The sequence below is a fragment of the Pseudomonas koreensis genome (genome assembly GCF_025447595.1).
GTDB lineage: Bacteria > Pseudomonadota > Gammaproteobacteria > Pseudomonadales > Pseudomonadaceae > Aquipseudomonas > Aquipseudomonas koreensis_H.
In genome coordinates, this window is sequence record NZ_JAOEJU010000025.1 from 69,122 (window position 1) to 86,807 (window position 17,686).

The following is a 17,686-nucleotide window of genomic DNA, read 5'->3' on the forward strand; positions in this document are numbered from 1 at the left end:
AAAACAGGAGCGAGTCGAATGTCTTCCGCCTTCCGTTTGCCGCTGGACGTGTTTTACGAACGCGAGGCCCGGCACCCGCGTCAGCGTTTTCTGGTGCAGCCGATCGGTGGCGGGCAGGTCGAGACGCTGACCTGGGCCGACGTCGGCCATCAGGCCCGCTGCGCCGCGCACTGGCTGCGTTCCCGCGAGTTGCCGCAAGGCAGCCACATCGCCCTGATCTCGAAAAACTGCGCGCACTGGATCATCGCCGACCTGGCGATCTGGATGGCCGGGCATGTCTCGGTGCCGCTCTATCCGAACCTCACTGCCGAATCTGTGAATCAGGTGCTCACCCACTCGGAAAGCGTGCTGGCGTTCATCGGCAAGCTCGATGACTGGCCGGGCATGTCGCCAGGCGTGCCGGCGGGTCTGACGACGGTCAGCCTGCCGCTGCACCCACCGGGCACGTTCGATTTCAACTGGGACGATGTGCAACGCAGCTCGCCGATCCAGGACGATCCGCGTCCCGCCGCCGAGCAATTGGCGACCATCATTTACACCTCCGGCACCACCGGCCTGCCCAAGGGCGTGATGCACAGTTTCGCCAATCTCGGGTTCGCGACAACGCGCGGCACGCAGCTGTTTGGACTCAATGAGAACGACCGGCTGCTGTCGTATCTGCCGCTGTGTCATGTGGCCGAGCGGATGTTCGTCGAACTGGCGTCGATCTATACCGGGCAGACAGTGTTTTTTGCCGAGAGCCTCGACACGTTTCTCGCCGATCTCAGACGGGCGCGGCCGACGGCCATGTTCGGTGTGCCGCGGATCTGGACCAAGTTCCAGATGGGCGTCTACAGTAAGATCCCGGCGAAGCGTCTGGACTTCCTGCTCGGTCTGCCCTTCATCGGCAAACGCATCGGCCACAAGGTATTGGCTGGATTGGGGCTGGATGCCTTGCGCGTGGCGCTGTCCGGTGCGGCGCCGGTGCCGCTGACCCTGTTGCGCTGGTATCAGAAACTCGGGCTCGACGTGCTGGAGGTCTACGGCATGACCGAAAGCTGCGGGTATTCGCACATCTGCCTGCCGGGGCAGTACAAGGAAGGCTGGATTGGCCGGCCGTGTCCTGACGTTGAAGTGCGCATCGATGAGTCCGGCGAAGTGCAGGTGCGCAGCCAGGCGAACATGCTCGGCTACTTCAAGGAACCGCAGAAAACCGCCGAAACCCTCACCGAAGACGGCTTCCTGCGCACCGGCGACAAGGGTGAGCAGGATGCCGAAGGGCGTTTGCGCCTGACCGGGCGTCTCAAGGAAATCTTCAAGACCAGCAAGGGCAAGTACGTCGCTCCGGCGCCGATCGAAAATCGGCTGGCGGTGCATTCGCGGATTGAGCAGGTCTGCGTGGTCGGTGACGGCCTGAGTGCGCCGCTGGGGTTGTGCGTGCTGTCGGCCGTGGGCCGGGAAGAGCCCCGCGCACCGCTGCATTCGAGCCTGGAAAAATTGCTGAAGGAGGTCAACGCCGTGCTCGACAAGCACGAGCGCCTGCGCCGGCTGGTGGTGGTCAAGGACAGCTGGGCGGTGGAGAACGGTTTTCTCACGCCGACCTTGAAGATCAAACGCAACATCATCGAAGACACCTACGGAGCACGTTTCGAAGAATGGAGCGAGCGCAGCGAGGCGGTGCTGTGGCAGGATTGAGCGTCGATCAAAACAACAAAGGAAGCCTGCGATGACCTTGTGGCGCACCACTCCGAACATCGAGCAGTTGAACGCAATCCAGAAAAACACCATCGGCGAAGTGCTGGACATTCGCTTCGAGTCCTTCGACGAGGAGTCGCTGACGGCCAGCATGGTCATCGACCATCGCACCCATCAGCCTTACGGCCTGTTGCACGGCGGCGCCTCGGTGGTGCTGGCGGAAACGGTCGGCTCGATGGCCAGTTACCTGTGCATCGACGCCAGCAAGTTCTATTGCGTGGGCCTGGAAATCAACGCCAACCATCTGCGCGGACTGCGCAGCGGGCGGGTGACGGCGGTGGCCAAACCGATCCACATCGGTCGCACCACCCATGTCTGGGACATCCGCCTGACCAGCGATGAAGGCAAGGCCAGTTGTGTGTCGCGCCTGACCATGGCAGTGGTGCCGCTGGGAGAACAACCGCCGGCGCGTTGATGGCCGAAGCGTCATAGCCCTGACCGGACTGTCATCATTCCTGGCAGTTACGGTCATTGCTGTGGGACGCGGTCTTACGGACAATCAACGCCTGTTTTCCGCTCATGGATTTGCCGGTATGTCGCAACCGATCTTCTTCGCCCACGCCAACGGTTTCCCTTCGGGCACCTACGGCAAACTGTTCGCGGCGCTGGCGCCCGAGTACCGGGTCGCGCATCTGGAACAACACGCCCATGACCCGCGTTTCCCGGCGGGTGACAACTGGTACCACCTGGTCGATGAGCTCATCCATCACTTGCAACAGCAAGATGAGCCGGTGTGGGGCGTGGGCCATTCCTTCGGCGGCATGCTGCATTTACACGCCGCACTGCGTTGCCCTGAACTGTATCGGGGCGTGGTGATGCTCGACTCGCCGGTGCTGACCCGCACCGATCAATGGGTGATTCGCGCCGCCAAGCGCTTTGGCTTCATCGACAAACTGACCCCGGCCGGTCGCACGCTGGGACGGCGCGAAGAGTTTGCCGATCTGGACAGCGCCCGTGGTTATTTTGCCGGCAAGACGTTGTTCCGCAGCTTTGATCCGGAATGTTTCGATGCTTATCTGCAACACGGCCTGCACAAGGTCGGCGACAAGCTGCGCCTGCGCTTCGATCCTGCGACCGAGATCAGCATCTATCGCGGCGTGCCGCACACCAGTCCTGCGCATACCCGGCAATTGAAAGTACCGCTGGCGGTGGTGCGCGGGCACAAAAGCCGCGTAGTGATGAACCATCACACACGGTTCGTAGGGCGCCTGCCTCAGGGCGAGTCGCTGACCGTGCCTGGCGGACACATGTTTCCGCTTGAGCGCCCCCAGGACACCGCGCAATTACTGAAAAACCTGTTCGATCGCTGGGAGCGCCGGCAAGACAAGGATTGCGCATGAACCCCGCCGTCGAAGAAGTGCGCCTGAGCCTGCCGCATATCGAACTGGCAGCGCACCTGTTCGGCCCGGAAGACGGATTGCCGGTGATCGCCCTGCACGGCTGGCTGGACAACGCCAACAGCTTCGCGCGCCTGGCGCCGAAGCTCAAAGGCCTGCGCATCGTGGCACTGGACATGGCCGGTCACGGGCATTCCGGGCACCGGCCGAACGGGGCCGGTTACGCATTGTGGGATTACGCCCATGACGTGCTGCAGGTTGCCGAGCAACTGGGCTGGAAACGTTTCGGCCTGCTCGGGCATTCCATGGGCGCGATCGTGTCGCTGGTGCTGTCCGGTTCGTTGCCCGAACGGATCACCCATCTGGCGTTGATCGACGGGGTGATTCCTCCTACCGACAAAGGCGAAAACGCTGCCGAGCGCATGGGCATGGCCCTGCAGGCGCAGCTTGATCTTCGGGAAAAGCGCAAACCGGTCTACAACACCCTCGACCGGGCGATCGAAGCGCGCATGAAAGGGCTGGTGGCGGTCAGTCGCGAAGCCGCCGAACTGCTGGCGCAGCGAGGTCTGATGCCGGTGCCCGGTGGTTACACCTGGCGCACCGACAACCGCCTGACCTTGCCGTCGCCGCTGCGTCTGACCCAGGAACAGGCGATGGCTTTCGTGCAGCGCATTGCCTGCCCCGCGCGGTTAGTGGTCGCCGCTGACGGCATGCTGGCCAAACATCCGGAGCTGCTGGAGCGTCTACCCTTTGACCGGGAACAGTTGCCGGGCGGGCATCATCTGCACCTGAACGATGAGGCCGGGGCCGACCTTGTCGCAGACTGTTTCAATCGGTTCTTCGCCATTCCTTGACTTGCTCCGGGCAACTGTCGAGGCTGGGCGGGTTGAAATGGGAGACAACCAAGATGGATTTCTACACCGCTGCGACCCCGAACTGGCCGAAAGGCACCCAGGCCATGCCCCTGCGATGAGCCTGTCCATGCGATCTATCAGTCTGCTGGTGCTGTGCTGTTTCAGTCCCTTTCTATTCGCTGCCGACTTGCCGGGCAGTCAGGATCTGCCGATCGTGCCGCGTGTGGTCGATGCGCAGATCGTCGACTATCGCCCCGCCGTGGAGCTGGAGCGGATCTATCCGCTCGGCTCGATCCGCAAGATCAGCGGCCAGTTGCGTTTCGACGGTCAGGTCAGCGCCCGGGGGCAAACCACCGCGGTGACCTACGAATTGCCGCCGGAACATTCCGCCACCGAAGCCTTCACCCTCGCTCGCGAAGCCCTGCAAAAGCAGGACGCCGAACTGTTGTTCTGGTGCCAGGCCCGGGATTGCGGCGAGAGCAGCCTGTGGGCCAACGAGGTGTTCGGCAACGCCAAACTGTATGGCGCCGATGAACAACAGGCCTATCTGCTGCTGAGGCTCGCGGCGCCTCGCGATAACACGCTGGTGGCGCTTTACAGCATCACTCGCGGCAATCGCAAAGCCTACCTGCATGTCGAACAGTTCGAGGCTCTGGCACCGCTCGGTGATCTGTTGCCGACTTCTGCCACGCTGTTACGGCAGTTGAAAAGCACTGGCGAGCTGGATTTTCCAAAGCTTTCCGGTGATCCCGATGACACCTGGCTGCGCTTGCTGTCCCGTGGTCTGAATCTCGACACCACCTTGCGGGTGACGGTGTCCGGGCCCAAAGCCGAGGCCTGGCGTCAGGCGCTGATCGGGCAGGGCGTGCGTGCCGCGCGAATGGAAACCGGCAGTGTCGACAGCCAGGGCCTGCGCATCGATCTGTTGCGTTAGTTGTTTCGGCTGTGCAGGCGTCGCGTGTTCGCCTACGCTTTTGCTGACTGATTTTTTCGAGAGATTGCATGCTCAATAACGATCGCCTGTTGGTACAGATCCTGTTGCTGGTGTTGTTCGGTGCCAGCCTGTGGGTGATGGCGCCGTTCTGGTCGGCGCTGTTCTGGGGCGCGGTGCTGGCGTTTGCCAGCTGGCCGCTGATGCGCTTGCTGACTCGATGGCTGAACGGGCGTGAGTCGTTGGCCGCCCTGTTGCTGACCATGGGCTGGATGTTGTTGGTGGCGGGGCCGTTGGTGTGGCTGGGATTCAACCTGGCGGATCACGTGCGCGATGCCACCGCGTTCATCAAGGACGTGCAGGTAGACGGACTTCCTGAGGCGCCGTCCTGGCTTGGCGGCGTTCCATTGGTGGGCGAGCGCCTGGTGCGGGTCTGGAACAGCATCGATCAGCAAGGGGCTGCGATCATCGTGGCGATCAAACCCTATCTGGGGCAGGTCGGTAACTGGCTGCTGGCGCGCAGTGCGCAGATCGGCAGCGGGATTCTCGAACTGACCCTGAGCATTGTCTTCGTGTTCTTTTTCTACCGCGACGGGCCGCGACTGGCGGCGTTCGTGCACAGCCTGCTGGAGCGCCTGATCGGTGATCGGGCCGGTTACTACATCGATCTGGTGGCCGGTACCGTGCAGCGGGTGGTCAACGGGGTGATCGGTACGGCGGCGGCGCAAGCGGTGCTGGCGCTGATCGGGTTCCTGATCGCCGGGGTGCCGGGGGCGCTGGTGCTGGGGATCGTTACGTTCCTGCTCAGTCTGATTCCGATGGGGCCACCGCTGGTGTGGATTCCGGCCACGGCGTGGCTGGCTTGGAAGGGCGAGTACGGGATGGCGGTGTTTCTCGGGATCTGGGGGACGTTCATCATCAGTGGCGTGGACAACGTGCTCAAGCCGTATCTGATCAGCCGGGGCGGGAATCTGCCGTTGGTGATTGTGTTGCTTGGGGTGTTTGGCGGGTTGATTGCGTTTGGGTTTATCGGGTTGTTTATCGGGCCTACGCTTTTGGCTGTGGCTTATAGTTTGTTGACGGATTGGAGTAAGAGTCAGGCTCGGGTTTGAGGCTTTGCCTTGGCGGCCTCTGGGCCGACCAGGCTCTTTGGGATTGGGTGAATATCCGTTTCTTCGGGTGTTGCCGCTGGCGGTTTCGCTTTTACAGCGAGTCCCTTTTGGCAAACGCCCCAAAAGGAACCAAAAGGGCTTGCCCCAATGTTCGGCGCCTCGCTGTGGCTCGGCGTCCCTTCGTTCCGGGATTGATCCGGGGGCATCGCCTACGGTTTGCTTCGCTGCACCTCCTCTCGATGCATGCGGCTGCGCCGCACGGTCGCTGCGCTCCCACCCCCGGATAAGTCCCTCCACTCAGCCTTCCAACGGGGCCGGTACGTCAAAAGCGGTACTCGAGCTAACGCTCATTGTGTTGAGTGGTGAGGGGCTTTTGCTCTTGCTCTTCTGTGGGAGCTGGCTTGCCAGCGATGGCTGCGGGACAGTCAGGCCATGTCTAAGTGAATGTACGCTTCCCTGCAGGAACTGCTGCAGAGGAAGCGTTTTAGCCCAGCGTTTCAGGTAGCCACATTCAAATACTTGCCCACCGACGCAGTGCTTTCGAGCGAGTACTGCTTGCTCAGATTGGCAATCATGCGGTTCAGCGCTTCGGTGGTGGTTTGAGTATTGCTGGCAGTCTGTTCATCGTCCGGGCGCTCACGACCTGCATGCAGTGCAGCTTTCAGTTCGTCGCTGCTGACGCCTCCGCTGCTGTCGCTGTCCAGAACCTTGAGCAGGGCGGCGGCGGTGTCGGTGTTGTTCGAGGAGGTGCTGTCGCTGACCTGCAACGCGCTGTTCAGTTCGGTGGCGGTAACAGTGCCGTCGCCGTCCGCATCGAGCTGGCTGAACAGTTCGTCGCTGGAGGCTTGCGGCGGCGGTGGTGGCGGTGGGGTGAGGCTGGCGGCGAGTTCGTCCTGGCTGACGACGCCGTCTTCGTTTTTGTCCAGGGCCGAGAAGATTTTGCTGCTGTCGGCGGTGCTGCCGGCGCTGGTCAGGCCGTTGCTCAGTTCGTCGCTGCTGATGGCGCCGTCGCCATCGGTGTCCAGGGCGCTGATCAGGGCGTCGGCGAGTTCGGTGTTGGGGGCTTGGTCGCCTGGGGGCGGTGGCAGTGGGGCCATGGCGGTCATTTCTTCCGCGCTGAGGCTGCCGCTGGCGTCGCTGTCCAGATCGCCGAATTGTTTGCTCAGGCTGACCAGCAGGCCGTCGTTGGACTTCTGTGACAGGGCGCTGCCGAGTTCGTCCTGATCCACCGCGCCGTCGCCGTTGCTGTCGAGCTTGGCGAACAGTTCCTTTTGCAGTTGCTGGCTGCGGGCGTTCTGGGTGGAGGTGCTGCTGGTGCTGGTATAGCTCGTGTAGTTGCTGACGCTACCGATCATCGGGCTCACTCCTTGGACTGGAAAACCGGTGGGTGTACCGGCTTATGTAGCCTCCAGTCGCAAGGTGTCGTGGGTATGTGAGGTTTGTACCGGCCGGTACACAGTCGGGATCAGTGGCGGGGCAACTGGATCACGGCGGTCAGGCCGCCGCCGGGTGTTTCTGCCAGGGTCAGTTGTCCGCCCTGGCGTTGCGCTGCTTCCCGGGCGATGGTCATGCCCAGGCCGACGCCGCCGGAGTTGCGGTTGCGTGAGCCTTCGAGGCGGAAGAACGGTTCGAACACGGCTTCACGCTTGTCCGCCGCGATGCCTGGGCCGTGGTCGATGACGCGGATCAGCAGTTGTTCGCGCTGGTCTTGCAGTTCGATGTGCGCTTGTCCGGCATAGCGCAGGGCGTTGTCCATCAGGTTGTTGATGCACGAGCGCAGTGCCATCGGCTGGACTTGCAAGGGCGCGCAATGGCCGCTGACCTGAACGTCGGCGCCTTGATCCTGGGCGTTTTCGCACAGGGATTCGACCAGCGCCTGTACGTCCATCAATTGCAGGGCTTCACTGGTGCGCTGTTCGTGCAGGTAGGTGAGGGTGGCGTCGAGCATGCCGATCATGTCGTCCAGATCCTGGCGCATCTGGCCCTGCAGCTTGTCGTCGTTGATGTTTTCCAGGCGCAGTTTCAGCCGCGACAGTGGGGTGCGCAGGTCGTGGGAGACGGCGCCGAGCATCCGCGCCCGTTGCTGCACCTGTTCGCGGATGCGGTGTTGCATCAGGTTGAACGTGTGTGCGGCTTGCCGGGCTTCCCGGGGGCCGGTTTCGTCCAGCGGCGGGCTGTCGAGGTCTTCGCTCAGGCGTTCGGCCGCATCGCTCAGGCGCTGGATCGGCCGGGTCAGCAGCTTGGCGCCGTACCAGGCGGCGATGATCAGCGAGATGAACTGGAAGGTCAGCGGCACGATCGGCCCGCCGAACCAGGGGCGCGGCGGACGGGGCGGGTAGCGTGGATCCTGAACCGGCTGTTTGCCGTCGATGGTTTCCGAGAACTCCGGCGGCGGAGGCGGTGGCGGCGGGCCGTAGAGGCGGAACCAGGCAAAGGCCAGCAAGTGCGCCAGGACGATCGCCACCAACAGCACGCCAAACAGGCGGCCGAACAGCGTGTCGAAGCGCGCCCGCATCAGCCGATGTCTCGCGCGTCGAACAGGTAGCCTTCACCGCGTACGGTTTTGATCAGCTGCGGGGCTTTCGGGTCGTCGCCGAGTTTTTGCCGCAGGCGCGAGACCAGCAGGTCGATGCTGCGGTCGAAGGCTTCGATCGAGCGGCCACGGGCGGCGTCCAGCAACTGTTCGCGGCTGAGCACCCGGCGCGGGCGTTCGATGAATACCCAGAGCAGGCGGAATTCGGCGTTGGACAGCGGCACCACCAGGCCATCGTCGGCGATCAATTGGCGCAGGACGCTGTTCAGGCGCCAGTTGTCGAAGCGAATGTTCGCACGCTGTTCGGTGCGGTCGTCGCGCACCCGGCGCAGAATCGTCTGGATTCGCGCCACCAGTTCCCGAGGCTCGAACGGTTTGGCCATGTAGTCATCGGCGCCCAGTTCCAGGCCGATGATGCGGTCGGTGGGTTCGCAGCGGGCGGTGAGCATCAGGATCGGGATGTCGGACTCTGCGCGCAGCCAGCGGCACAGCGACAGACCGTCTTCGCCGGGCAGCATCAGGTCGAGCACCATCACGTCGAAATGTTCGGCCTGCATCGCCTGACGCATGGCCGCGCCGTCGGTGACACCGCTGGCGTGAATGTTGAATCGGGCCAGGTAGTCGATCATCAATTCGCGGATCGGCACGTCATCGTCGACGATCAGGGCGCGGATGCTCCAGCGCTTGTCGTCTTTCTGCTCGTCGTTCACGGAGGCTTGGGAGTTGTGCATGAGGCTGTTCATCTGCCAGTAGGCCGCCAACCACAAAGATAGGCTGCGAGGTTGTGGTTTCAGCATAGGCGTCCGGCCGTGAGGCGGGAAGGGCTGCTGTAAGGACTTGTTGCGGCTGGCGAGGCTAGCGCGGGCGCATGTTGCCGGCGTGTCGGTTGTGTATCGGGTTCGACACAATACCCTGCAAGGCTATGCTGATCACGGTTGGCGCGACGATTTACCGATCATCGGGTGCCGCGCCGCCGCCGGTTCCGCTACAATGCGCGCCGATTTCGACTTGCCTGAGAGCCCATCCATGTCCGCCTGCCAGACTCCTATCATCGTCGCCCTGGATTTCCCCACCCGTGACGCCGCACTGAAGCTGGCCGACCAGTTGGACCCGAAACTGTGCCGGGTCAAAGTGGGCAAGGAACTGTTCACCAGCTGCGCCGCAGAAATCGTCGGTACCCTGCGTGACAAGGGTTTCGAAGTATTCCTCGACCTGAAATTCCACGACATTCCCAACACCACGGCGATGGCGGTCAAGGCCGCTGCCGAGATGGGCGTGTGGATGGTCAACGTTCACTGCTCCGGCGGTCTGCGCATGATGGCAGCCTGCCGTGAAGAGCTGGACAAACGCAGTGGCCCGCAGCCGTTGCTGATCGGTGTGACCGTGCTGACCAGCATGGAGCGTGAGGATCTGGCGGGTATCGGTCTGGACATCGAGCCGCAGGAGCAGGTGCTGCGGCTGGCGGCGCTGGCCGAGAAGGCCGGGATGGACGGTCTGGTGTGCTCGGCGCTGGAAGCCACTGCGCTGAAAACCGCGCATCCGTCGCTGCAACTGGTGACCCCGGGGATTCGTCCGGCGGGCAGCGCCCAGGACGATCAGCGTCGCATCCTGACCCCGCGTCAGGCGCTGGATGCCGGTTCCGACTATCTGGTGATCGGCCGTCCGATCAGCCAGGCGGCGGATCCAGCCAAGGCACTGGCCTCGGTGGTTGCCGAACTGGCCTGAGCGAACAGCTGAAGCATCAAATAAGGGAGCCCGATGGCTCCCTTATTTGTTTTTCAGACCTTCAACACCAGTTTGCCGAAGTTCTCGCCGCTGAACAGTTTGCCCAGTGTCTCAGGGAAGGTTTCCAGGCCTTCGACGATGTCTTCCTTGCTCTTGAGCTGACCCTTGGCCATCCAGCCGGCCATTTCCTGGGCGGCGCTCGCGTACTGTGCGGCGTAATCCATCACCACGAAGCCTTCCATCCGCGCGCGGTTGACCAGCAGCGACAGGTAGTTGGCCGGGCCTTTGACCGCTTCCTTGTTGTTGTACTGGCTGATCGCGCCGCAGATCACCACGCGCGCCTTGAAGTTCAGGCGGCTCAGTACCGCGTCGAGGATGTCGCCGCCGACGTTGTCGAAATACACGTCCACGCCTTTCGGGCATTCGCGTTTGAGGCCGGCCAGCACGTCTTCGTTCTTGTAGTCGATGGCGCCGTCGAAACCCAGTTCATCGATCAGGAACTTGCACTTGTCCGCGCCGCCGGCAATGCCGACCACCCGGCAACCTTTGATCTTGGCAATCTGCCCGGCAATGCTGCCGACCGCGCCCGCTGCACCGGAAAGCACCACGGTGTCACCGGCCTTCGGTGCGCCGACATCCAGCAGGGCGAAATAGGCGGTCATGCCGGTCATGCCCAGTGCGGACAGATAAACTGGTAGCGGTGCCAGTTTCGGATCGACCTTGTAGAAACCTCTTGGCTCGCCGAGGAAATAATCCTGCACGCCGATGGCACCGTTGACGTAGTCGCCGACGGCAAACCCCGGATTGTTCGACGCGACGACTTTGCCTACGCCCAGCGCGCGCATGACTTCACCCAGACCCACCGGCGGGATGTAGGACTTGCCTTCATTCATCCAGCCGCGCATGGCCGGGTCGAGGGACAGGTATTCGTTCTTGACCAGAATCTGCCCCGCCGCCGGCTCGCCGACCGGTACTTCCTGATAGGTGAAGGTCTCGCGGGTGGCGGCGCCCACCGGGCGTTTGGCGAGCAGGAACTGGCGATTGGTCTGGTTGGTCATGACAGGCACTCGAATTGAATGAAGCCTTGTTGATAGACCTTCATGCGCGATGCCGCAAGGTTGGCTTACGGGGCGAATGCAGGTTGATCCAGTACGGTGATAGTGCCCCGCGGGGTTTCATCACTGCGATTCATGAAAGGCTAACCGGCCTTTTGATAGTGCTGACGTCACTCAGGCCCCTGTGGCTATGCTGCCTTCATCAATCCCCCGCATTCGAGGACATAACAATGAGCATGACGTTTTCCGGTCAGGTAGCCGTCGTCACCGGCGCGGCCAACGGCATCGGCCGCGCGACGGCGCAGGCATTTGCCGCCGAAGGTCTGAAAGTGGTGGTGGCCGATCTGGATGCGGCCGGGGGCGAGGGCACCGTGGCGCTGATTCGTACAGCCGGCGGTGAAGCGACCTTCGTGCGCTGCAACGTGACCGTCGAAAGCGAAGTGAAAAATCTGATGGACGAGGTGATCAATACCTACGGCCGTCTCGACTATGCCTTCAACAACGCCGGGATCGAGATCGAGAAGGGCAAACTGGCCGAAGGCTCGATGGACGAGTTCGACGCGATCATGGGCGTCAACGTCAAGGGTGTCTGGCTGTGCATGAAGTACCAGTTGCCGTTGCTACTGGCTCAGGGCGGCGGTGCGATCGTCAACACCGCGTCGGTGGCTGGACTGGGTGCTGCGCCGAAGATGAGCATCTATGCCGCTTCCAAGCATGCAGTGATCGGCCTGACCAAGTCTGCCGCTATCGAGTACGCCAAAAAGAAGATCCGCGTGAACGCGGTTTGCCCGGCAGTGATCGATACCGACATGTTCCGGCGTGCCTACGAGGCAGATCCCAAGAAAGGCGAGTTCGCCAATGCGATGCACCCGGTCGGCCGCATCGGCAAGGTCGAGGAAATCGCCAGCGCGGTGCTTTATCTGTGCAGCGATGGTGCGGCATTCACCACCGGTCATTCGCTGGCCGTGGATGGTGGTGTGACAGCGTTCTGAACACGCCGCGACGAGTACCGCCATGGACCCGCTGATCAGCGGGTCTTTTTTTGTCTGCAATCCGTTCCGTGAATCCTTTAAACAATGTGTTTCAAATCTTGAGAACGGTGGTTTTTGGCGGCTTTGTCGCACAGCCTGAAGGGCGTGGCTGTGATTTACTGCCGCCAGCAAAACGGACAGGAGTTTGCGTGCTCATGGAATTGAGAATTGACCGACAGGCAATGGTGCCGGTCGTACAGCAGATCGTTGATGGCTTGACCGAATGGATCGTGCGCGGGCAGGTGCCTGCGACGACGCGTCTTCCCTCCGTGCGGCAGATTGCCCGGTGCAATCTGCTGAGCCAGTCAAGCGTCATGGAAGCTTGTGAACGACTGGTGGCGCAGGGGATTCTGGCCTCGCGCCAAGGCTCGGGCTTCATGGTGGCCGCTGCGTTGCCGAATTGTTGCGGGGTGATCGGTGGTTCCGGTGCTGAGGGCGAGCAGCAAGGGTCCGACTTTCGAACGCAATGGCGCAGCGGATTGACGCTGGGGGCCGGTGTGTTGCCGGAGAGTTGGCGCGAATCCGATGATCTCAGCTATGCGATCCGCCAGGTGGCCCGCACCGACATGGCCAGTCTGTTCAACTACAGCGAACCCTTGGGGCTTCCGGCGCTGCGCGAGCAGATCGTCAAACGTCTCGGATTGCTGGACATTAACGTCATCGATGAGCACGTGCTGACGACTGCCGGCGCCAGCCATGGTCTCGACCTGATCGTGCGGACCCTGTTCAATGCGGGTGATTGTGTCGTGGTCGAATCCCCTGGTTATGCGCCGTTGTTCGAACTCCTGCGCCTGCACGGAATCCGCATGCTGGAGGTGCGTCGCACACCGGGCGGTCCGGACTTGGAAGCGCTTGAAGCTTTGTTGCGGCAGTACCGGCCGACGGCGCTGTTCATCAACAGTCACCACCATAATCCCACGGGCAGTTGTCTGGCGCCGGCGGTGGCCCGTCGAATCCTGCAATTGAGCAAGATCTACGATCTGCGGCTGATCGAAGATGATGTCTACGCCGATCTGCACCATGGCAACGGCACTCGGTTAGCGGCGCTGGATGATGAGGGACGGGTCATTTACGTTGGCAGTTTTTCCAAGACGCTGAGCAGCTCGTTGCGGGTTGGTTTTGTATTGGCCAGTGGCGAGCTGATCAAGCGTATGGCACAGGTCAAGACGATCAGTTGCATGGGCACCTCGAGATTCTGTGAGGCGGTGTTGGCCGGTTTGCTCGCCAGTGGCGTTTATCGCAAGCTGGTGCAGCGCCAGCGTCAGCGACTCAATACTGACCGTGCCGCCGCTTTGCAGGCGCTGGAAGATGCCGACTGGGAGGTATTCGGCAAGCCCACGGGAGGCCTGTTCATCTGGGCCCGTCCGCCGCTGGCCGATGAGGCGCGCCTGCGCAGACATGCCCGGCATTGCGGGGTACAACTGTCCTGTGCAACGTCGTACAGCCCCAGTGGCCAAGCCTGTGACTGGCTGCGGATCAACGTGGCTCATGCCTGTGATCCCCGAGCGCGACAGTTTTTTCGTGACACTGGCGTGGATCGACCTCAAACGTTCTGAAAACGACGCGTGCGTAGCTTTTTGCCATTATTCCGACGCCAGAGACTTGTGCTGGTTCATGGCCGTTGCGAATCTTCGGCAACAGACTATGGCAGGGGGCTACGCGCAATGATTTCGGCCGTGCAAGGACGTTTTGCCAACCTCGGTATGGCAAAAAAACTGGGTATCGGGTTTGTGCTGGTGTTGTTGCTGACGGCACTGGTGGCAGCCATTGGCGTCTGGTCCCTGCAAACCATCAGTCAGCGCTTCGACGGCCTCAAGCAGATGTCCTCGCTCAACAGTGGCCTGCTCAAGGTGCGCCTGCTGGAGCAGGACTACGCCTTGCACGGCAACCCGAAAACCGCCGATGCCTTGCATGAGGGTGTCGACGGTCTGATCGCCATGGCCGACCAACTCAAGGTTTTGTCGCCGGGCAATGAGTCGGTCATGAACGACGTACAACAGTCATTGGGTGCTTACCGCAAGGCGTTCGATGAATTCGTCTCGTTGTCTCAGGCCAAGGATCTGGCGCTGGAGATGGCCAGCTGGTCGGTGTCCAGCGTCGCTAACAATCTCGATGTATTGCAGGCCGGTCTGGCCGACGACGGCGCGTACACGCTGAAAGACAGCGAGGGCAAGGACGGGGCGCAATTCATCGAGCAGGCCGGCCAGGTCAGCCAGGTCTCACGTTTGATGTTGCAGGCGATGAACGAAGCGCGGGTACGCCTGGATCAAAGCCGCAAGGGTGACGACAGCGCCGGCCAGGGCAATATCGAACAGGCTGCGCAAGCCCAGGCTCAGGCTGAACAGCTCAAGTCCACGGTCAAGGACGAGGGTTACCTGACGGTACTCAATGAAGTGTCCGGGCATATTGCCGGTTTCAGCGACAAGCTTGCCGAGTACACCGGGTTGCTGGCCCAGGAAAAGACTGTCTATCAACAGTTGCACCAGCGGGCCGACGAGGTCGTGGCGCGGGTCGATCAAGCGTATGTCGCGCAAGACGGCGCGATGCAGGGCGAGCTGAAAAAGAATTCGGTGCTGATCATTGGCTCGTCGGCGCTGGCGCTGTTGGTCGGTCTGATTGCGGCGTGGGTGATCACCCGATTGATCGTTGCACCGTTGCGCAGCGTGATTCACGTGGCGCAACAGATTGCTGCCGGTGATCTGAGCGCAACGATCGAGGTCTCCCGCCGTGACGAAATTGGCCAGTTGATGCTGGCCATGCAGCAGATGGGCGCGGGTTTGAGCACGATTGTCAGCGGGTTGCAGGCAGGCATCGAGCAATTGGCCAGTTCGGCGCAATCGTTGTCGGCGGTGACCGAGCAGACCAACCTTGAGGTCAGCAGCCAGAAGGAGGAGACCGAACAGGTTGCCACGGCGATGAACCAGATGACCGCTACCGTGCACGATGTGGCGCGCAATGCCGAAGAGGCGGCGCTCGCGGCGCAGACTGCCGATGGCAAGGTTGAAAGCGGTCAGCAGGTCGTGCGTCAGAGCATGGCGCGGATCGAGCAACTGGCGGATTCGGCGACGTCGGCGAGTTCGAGTATCGAAAGCCTCAGTGCAGAAATCCAGAATATCGGGACGGTGCTGGGGGTGATCAAGAGTGTTGCCGAGCAGACCAATCTGCTGGCACTCAACGCCGCGATCGAAGCGGCGCGGGCGGGCGAGCAGGGCAGGGGCTTTGCGGTGGTTGCCGACGAGGTGCGGGCGCTGGCTCGGCGCACACAGCAGTCGACTGAGGAAATCGAGCGGCTGGTCAGTGCTTTGCGCTCAGCGGCGCATTCATCGGTGCAGCAGATTCAGAGCAGTGGCGAGCTGGTGAAGCTGGCGGTGAGTGATGCGTTGCAGACCGAGAGTGCGTTGGGGAGTATTGCGGCGGCGGTGTCGTTGATTCAGCAGATGAACCAGCAGATTGCGGCGGCGGCCGAGGAGCAGAGTTCGGTGGCGGAGGAGATCAATCGCAGTGTGACGAGTATTCGGGCGAGTGCGGATCAGTCTTCGATTGCCATGCGGGGGAATGCGGCTTCGAGTGTTGAGCTGGCGCAGTTGGGGAGTGAGCTCAAGGGGATGGTTGGGCATTTTCGGCTTTGATTTGGATTTGACCTTGGCGGCCTTTGGGCCGACCAGGTTGCTGGTTGTTTGGTGTGAATATCCGTTGCTTCGGGTGCTGCTGCTGGCGGTTTCGCCCTTACGGCGAGTCCCTTTTTCAGACGCCAAAAAGGAACCAAAAGGCTTGGCCCCGGCGTTCGGCCCCTCGCTGGGGCTCGGGGTTCCTTCGTTCCGGGATTGATCCGGGGGCATCGCCTACGGTTTGCTTCGCTGCACCTCCTCTCGATGTGTTTGGCTTCGCCAAACGGCGCTGCGCGCCTACCCCGGATCAATCCCTCCACTCAGCCTTCCGATGGGGCCGGCACGTCAAAAGCGGTACTCGAGCTAACGCTCATTGTGTTGAGTGGTGGGAAGCGAGAGGCGAATGCGGGCTGCTTTTGCTTTTCTGTGGGAGCGAGCTTGCTCGCGAATGCGGTTTGCCAGTCGGCTGGTGGTTTTCAGGTTTACTCTTGAACTTAAGCCAAACAAAAAAGCCACCTCTCGGTGGCTTCTCTTTTTGACTGCACTCAGTCGTAAATCACTTTTTTCTTCCAGTCTGCATCGGCCTCGACATCTTTCAGGCCGGCAGTCAGTTGGTTTTCTTCGCCTTCGACCGGGGCGATTTTGTCCATGACCTGGGCGTTGGCGCGGGCCAGGAGTTTTTCCAGGTATTGGAGTTGTTCGGCGTAGATTTGCGGTTCCTGTTGTTTGCGCAAGTATTGCACGCCGCGTTCGAAGGCGAGGCGGGCCTGGCCTGGCTGGTTTTGCTGGAGGGCGTGCTGGCCGAGGTTGTTGAAGAACTCGATGTGCAGCAGGACGAGGATGTGGCGTACTTCGCGGATCCAGTGCTTGGCTTCGTTCGGTGGCAGGAAGCCGTCCTGGGCGGCGCGGGTGATCTGGCCGTGGAGGGCTTCGAGGAGGAAGCGGACGTCTTTGGCCTTGGCTTCGGTCTGGATCGGGGCCGGTGGGTTGTTGACCGGGATCGATTCGCCTTGGGCCACCAGCGCGCTCAGTTCGGTGATACGGGCCTTGGTGGTGGCGCTGGTTTTTTCCAGGTTCAGCAGGCGCTGGCAGACGTTCAGCTCAAGGCGGGTCAGCAGCAGCTTGAGGGCCGGGGTCATGAACTGGCCGGGGAAGGTTTCGGTCAGTTCGCCGCAACGGCGCAGGCGATCGTTGAGTTCGACCTTGGTGCGGGCCTTCTCCAGTTTGGTGTTTTCCACCACATGGTTCATGTAGCCAATGGCGATCAAGATTGCGATCCCGGCTATGACTAGCAGGGTGATCATGAGTGGTGTCACCGGTAAGACCTCTTTATAGGGTTCGCGTGCGAGTGTAGTGGCTTGGCATAGAGGAGCCTAGCGCCGCTCGACGGGTTTGGATCGGCGAAGCTGAATCTGTATCGGCCAGGAACCGGCTTATATAAATGCTGGCCCTTGGGGTGCAGATTGCCATCATCTGTGCCGTGGACTATAACGCCTTGGCGAGTGTCGGAATATAGGCGTCAATCGTCGGGCGACGCAAAAGTCGGAAACGGCCCGTAAAGCAGGTCGAAGTCATTGATTTAAATAAATTTATATCTGGGGGTTGACGACCTTTCAATCCATCCATAGAATGCGCGCCACTTGCAGCGTAAAGCACACAGCGAAACGCGGCAGGGAGTGAATGTTGTAGTGTGTCCCCTTCGTCTAGTGGCCTAGGACACCGCCCTTTCACGGCGGTAACAGGGGTTCGAGTCCCCTAGGGGACGC

Annotated in this window: 15 protein-coding genes, 1 tRNA gene and 1 pseudogene; 12 read left to right on the forward strand and 5 right to left on the reverse strand. The window is 61.6% G+C overall.

Annotated elements, in window-relative coordinates:
* The first annotated feature begins 18 nt into the window (after positions 1-18).
* The 6 genes from N8H71_RS24300 (at position 19) to N8H71_RS24325 (ending at position 5,968) form a co-directional block, all read left to right on the forward strand.
* Positions 19-1,674 (forward strand): AMP-binding protein, encoded by a 1,656-nt coding sequence (locus N8H71_RS24300; protein WP_262195951.1) that lies wholly within the window; start codon positions 19-21, stop codon positions 1,672-1,674.
* Positions 1,675-1,705: 31 nt separating this feature from the next.
* Complete coding sequence (locus N8H71_RS24305) at positions 1,706-2,149, forward strand: hotdog fold thioesterase (RefSeq protein WP_007957810.1); 444 nt, start codon at positions 1,706-1,708, stop codon at positions 2,147-2,149.
* Between the two features lie 118 nt (positions 2,150-2,267).
* Positions 2,268-3,074 (forward strand): alpha/beta fold hydrolase, encoded by an 807-nt coding sequence (locus tag N8H71_RS24310; protein WP_085683559.1) that lies wholly within the window; start codon positions 2,268-2,270, stop codon positions 3,072-3,074.
* Positions 3,071-3,925, forward strand: coding sequence for an alpha/beta hydrolase (locus N8H71_RS24315; protein ID WP_262195952.1), 855 nt, complete (start codon positions 3,071-3,073; stop codon positions 3,923-3,925). The genes N8H71_RS24310 and N8H71_RS24315 overlap by 4 nt, the downstream gene beginning before the upstream one ends.
* 127 nt (positions 3,926-4,052) lie before the next feature.
* Positions 4,053-4,859 carry a DUF4892 domain-containing protein gene (locus N8H71_RS24320; protein ID WP_262195953.1) on the forward strand — a complete coding sequence of 269 codons (807 nt, stop codon included), beginning with the start codon at positions 4,053-4,055 and terminating at the stop codon, positions 4,857-4,859.
* Between the two features lie 68 nt (positions 4,860-4,927).
* On the forward strand, positions 4,928-5,968 hold the full coding sequence (locus N8H71_RS24325) for an AI-2E family transporter (RefSeq protein WP_262195954.1): 1,041 nt from the start codon (positions 4,928-4,930) through the stop codon (positions 5,966-5,968).
* Positions 5,969-6,465: 497 nt separating this feature from the next.
* Here N8H71_RS24325 and xopAW read toward each other — a convergent pair whose 3' ends face one another.
* The 3 genes from xopAW to N8H71_RS24340 form a co-directional block, all read right to left on the reverse strand.
* On the reverse strand, positions 6,466-7,323 hold the full coding sequence (gene xopAW / locus N8H71_RS24330; RefSeq protein ID WP_262195955.1) for a XopAW family type III secretion system calcium-binding effector: 858 nt from the start codon (positions 7,321-7,323) through the stop codon (positions 6,466-6,468).
* Between the two features lie 110 nt (positions 7,324-7,433).
* Positions 7,434-8,483, reverse strand: coding sequence for a sensor histidine kinase (locus N8H71_RS24335; RefSeq protein ID WP_207983663.1), 1,050 nt, complete (start codon positions 8,481-8,483; stop codon positions 7,434-7,436).
* On the reverse strand, positions 8,483-9,232 hold the full coding sequence (locus N8H71_RS24340) for a response regulator (protein ID WP_262195956.1): 750 nt from the start codon (positions 9,230-9,232) through the stop codon (positions 8,483-8,485). Before N8H71_RS24340 ends, N8H71_RS24335 begins: the two co-directional genes overlap by 1 nt.
* A gap of 295 nt (positions 9,233-9,527) precedes the next feature.
* Between N8H71_RS24340 and pyrF the strand changes: the two genes are divergently transcribed.
* A complete protein-coding gene (pyrF, locus tag N8H71_RS24345; protein WP_007960372.1) occupies positions 9,528-10,226 on the forward strand; it encodes an orotidine-5'-phosphate decarboxylase in 699 nt (232 codons plus the stop codon).
* A gap of 53 nt (positions 10,227-10,279) precedes the next feature.
* On the opposite strand, the gene N8H71_RS24350 is transcribed toward pyrF, so the two are convergent.
* Positions 10,280-11,284, reverse strand: coding sequence for an NADP-dependent oxidoreductase (locus N8H71_RS24350; protein WP_262195957.1), 1,005 nt, complete (start codon positions 11,282-11,284; stop codon positions 10,280-10,282).
* A gap of 227 nt (positions 11,285-11,511) precedes the next feature.
* On the opposite strand from N8H71_RS24350, the gene N8H71_RS24355 reads away from it, so the two are divergent.
* The 4 genes and pseudogenes from N8H71_RS24355 (at position 11,512) to N8H71_RS28995 (ending at position 15,941) form a co-directional block, all read left to right on the forward strand.
* Complete coding sequence (locus N8H71_RS24355; RefSeq protein WP_007917441.1) at positions 11,512-12,273, forward strand: SDR family oxidoreductase; 762 nt, start codon at positions 11,512-11,514, stop codon at positions 12,271-12,273.
* 194 nt (positions 12,274-12,467) lie between these two features.
* Positions 12,468-13,868: a PLP-dependent aminotransferase family protein gene (locus N8H71_RS24360; protein WP_262195958.1), complete on the forward strand. Its 1,401-nt coding sequence runs from the start codon at positions 12,468-12,470 to the stop codon at positions 13,866-13,868.
* 147 nt (positions 13,869-14,015) lie between these two features.
* A pseudogene (locus tag N8H71_RS28990) lies at positions 14,016-15,080 on the forward strand (HAMP domain-containing protein); the annotation flags it as partial.
* On the forward strand, positions 15,078-15,941 hold the full coding sequence (locus tag N8H71_RS28995; protein WP_420793713.1) for a methyl-accepting chemotaxis protein: 864 nt from the start codon (positions 15,078-15,080) through the stop codon (positions 15,939-15,941). The pseudogene N8H71_RS28990 and the gene N8H71_RS28995, both read left to right, overlap by 3 nt.
* A gap of 524 nt (positions 15,942-16,465) precedes the next feature.
* On the opposite strand, the gene N8H71_RS24370 is transcribed toward N8H71_RS28995, so the two are convergent.
* Complete coding sequence (locus tag N8H71_RS24370) at positions 16,466-17,224, reverse strand: hypothetical protein (protein ID WP_262195960.1); 759 nt, start codon at positions 17,222-17,224, stop codon at positions 16,466-16,468.
* A gap of 388 nt (positions 17,225-17,612) precedes the next feature.
* On the opposite strand from N8H71_RS24370, the gene N8H71_RS24375 reads away from it, so the two are divergent.
* Positions 17,613-17,685, forward strand: a tRNA-Glu gene (locus N8H71_RS24375).
* Position 17,686 lies beyond the last annotated feature (1 nt).

Bases quoted from the DNA above. Each gene is read 5' to 3' on its own strand.
- N8H71_RS24335 (WP_207983663.1), bottom strand. From the start codon at position 8,483: ATGCGGGCGCGCTTCGACACGCTGTTCGGCCGCCTGTTTGGCGTGCTG.
- N8H71_RS28995 (WP_420793713.1), top strand. From the start codon at position 15,078: ATGGGCGCGGGTTTGAGCACGATTGTCAGCGGGTTGCAGGCAGGCATC.
- N8H71_RS24355 (WP_007917441.1), top strand. From the start codon at position 11,512: ATGAGCATGACGTTTTCCGGTCAGGTAGCCGTCGTCACCGGCGCGGCC.
- N8H71_RS24340 (WP_262195956.1), bottom strand. From the start codon at position 9,232: ATGCACAACTCCCAAGCCTCCGTGAACGACGAGCAGAAAGACGACAAG.
- N8H71_RS24360 (WP_262195958.1), top strand. From the start codon at position 12,468: ATGGAATTGAGAATTGACCGACAGGCAATGGTGCCGGTCGTACAGCAG.
- N8H71_RS24325 (WP_262195954.1), top strand. From the start codon at position 4,928: ATGCTCAATAACGATCGCCTGTTGGTACAGATCCTGTTGCTGGTGTTG.
- N8H71_RS24310 (WP_085683559.1), top strand. From the start codon at position 2,268: ATGTCGCAACCGATCTTCTTCGCCCACGCCAACGGTTTCCCTTCGGGC.
- pyrF (WP_007960372.1), top strand. From the start codon at position 9,528: ATGTCCGCCTGCCAGACTCCTATCATCGTCGCCCTGGATTTCCCCACC.
- N8H71_RS24315 (WP_262195952.1), top strand. From the start codon at position 3,071: ATGAACCCCGCCGTCGAAGAAGTGCGCCTGAGCCTGCCGCATATCGAA.
- N8H71_RS24350 (WP_262195957.1), bottom strand. From the start codon at position 11,284: ATGACCAACCAGACCAATCGCCAGTTCCTGCTCGCCAAACGCCCGGTG.
- N8H71_RS24320 (WP_262195953.1), top strand. From the start codon at position 4,053: ATGCGATCTATCAGTCTGCTGGTGCTGTGCTGTTTCAGTCCCTTTCTA.
- N8H71_RS24305 (WP_007957810.1), top strand. From the start codon at position 1,706: ATGACCTTGTGGCGCACCACTCCGAACATCGAGCAGTTGAACGCAATC.
- N8H71_RS24370 (WP_262195960.1), bottom strand. From the start codon at position 17,224: ATGATCACCCTGCTAGTCATAGCCGGGATCGCAATCTTGATCGCCATT.
- N8H71_RS24300 (WP_262195951.1), top strand. From the start codon at position 19: ATGTCTTCCGCCTTCCGTTTGCCGCTGGACGTGTTTTACGAACGCGAG.
- xopAW (WP_262195955.1), bottom strand. From the start codon at position 7,323: ATGATCGGTAGCGTCAGCAACTACACGAGCTATACCAGCACCAGCAGC.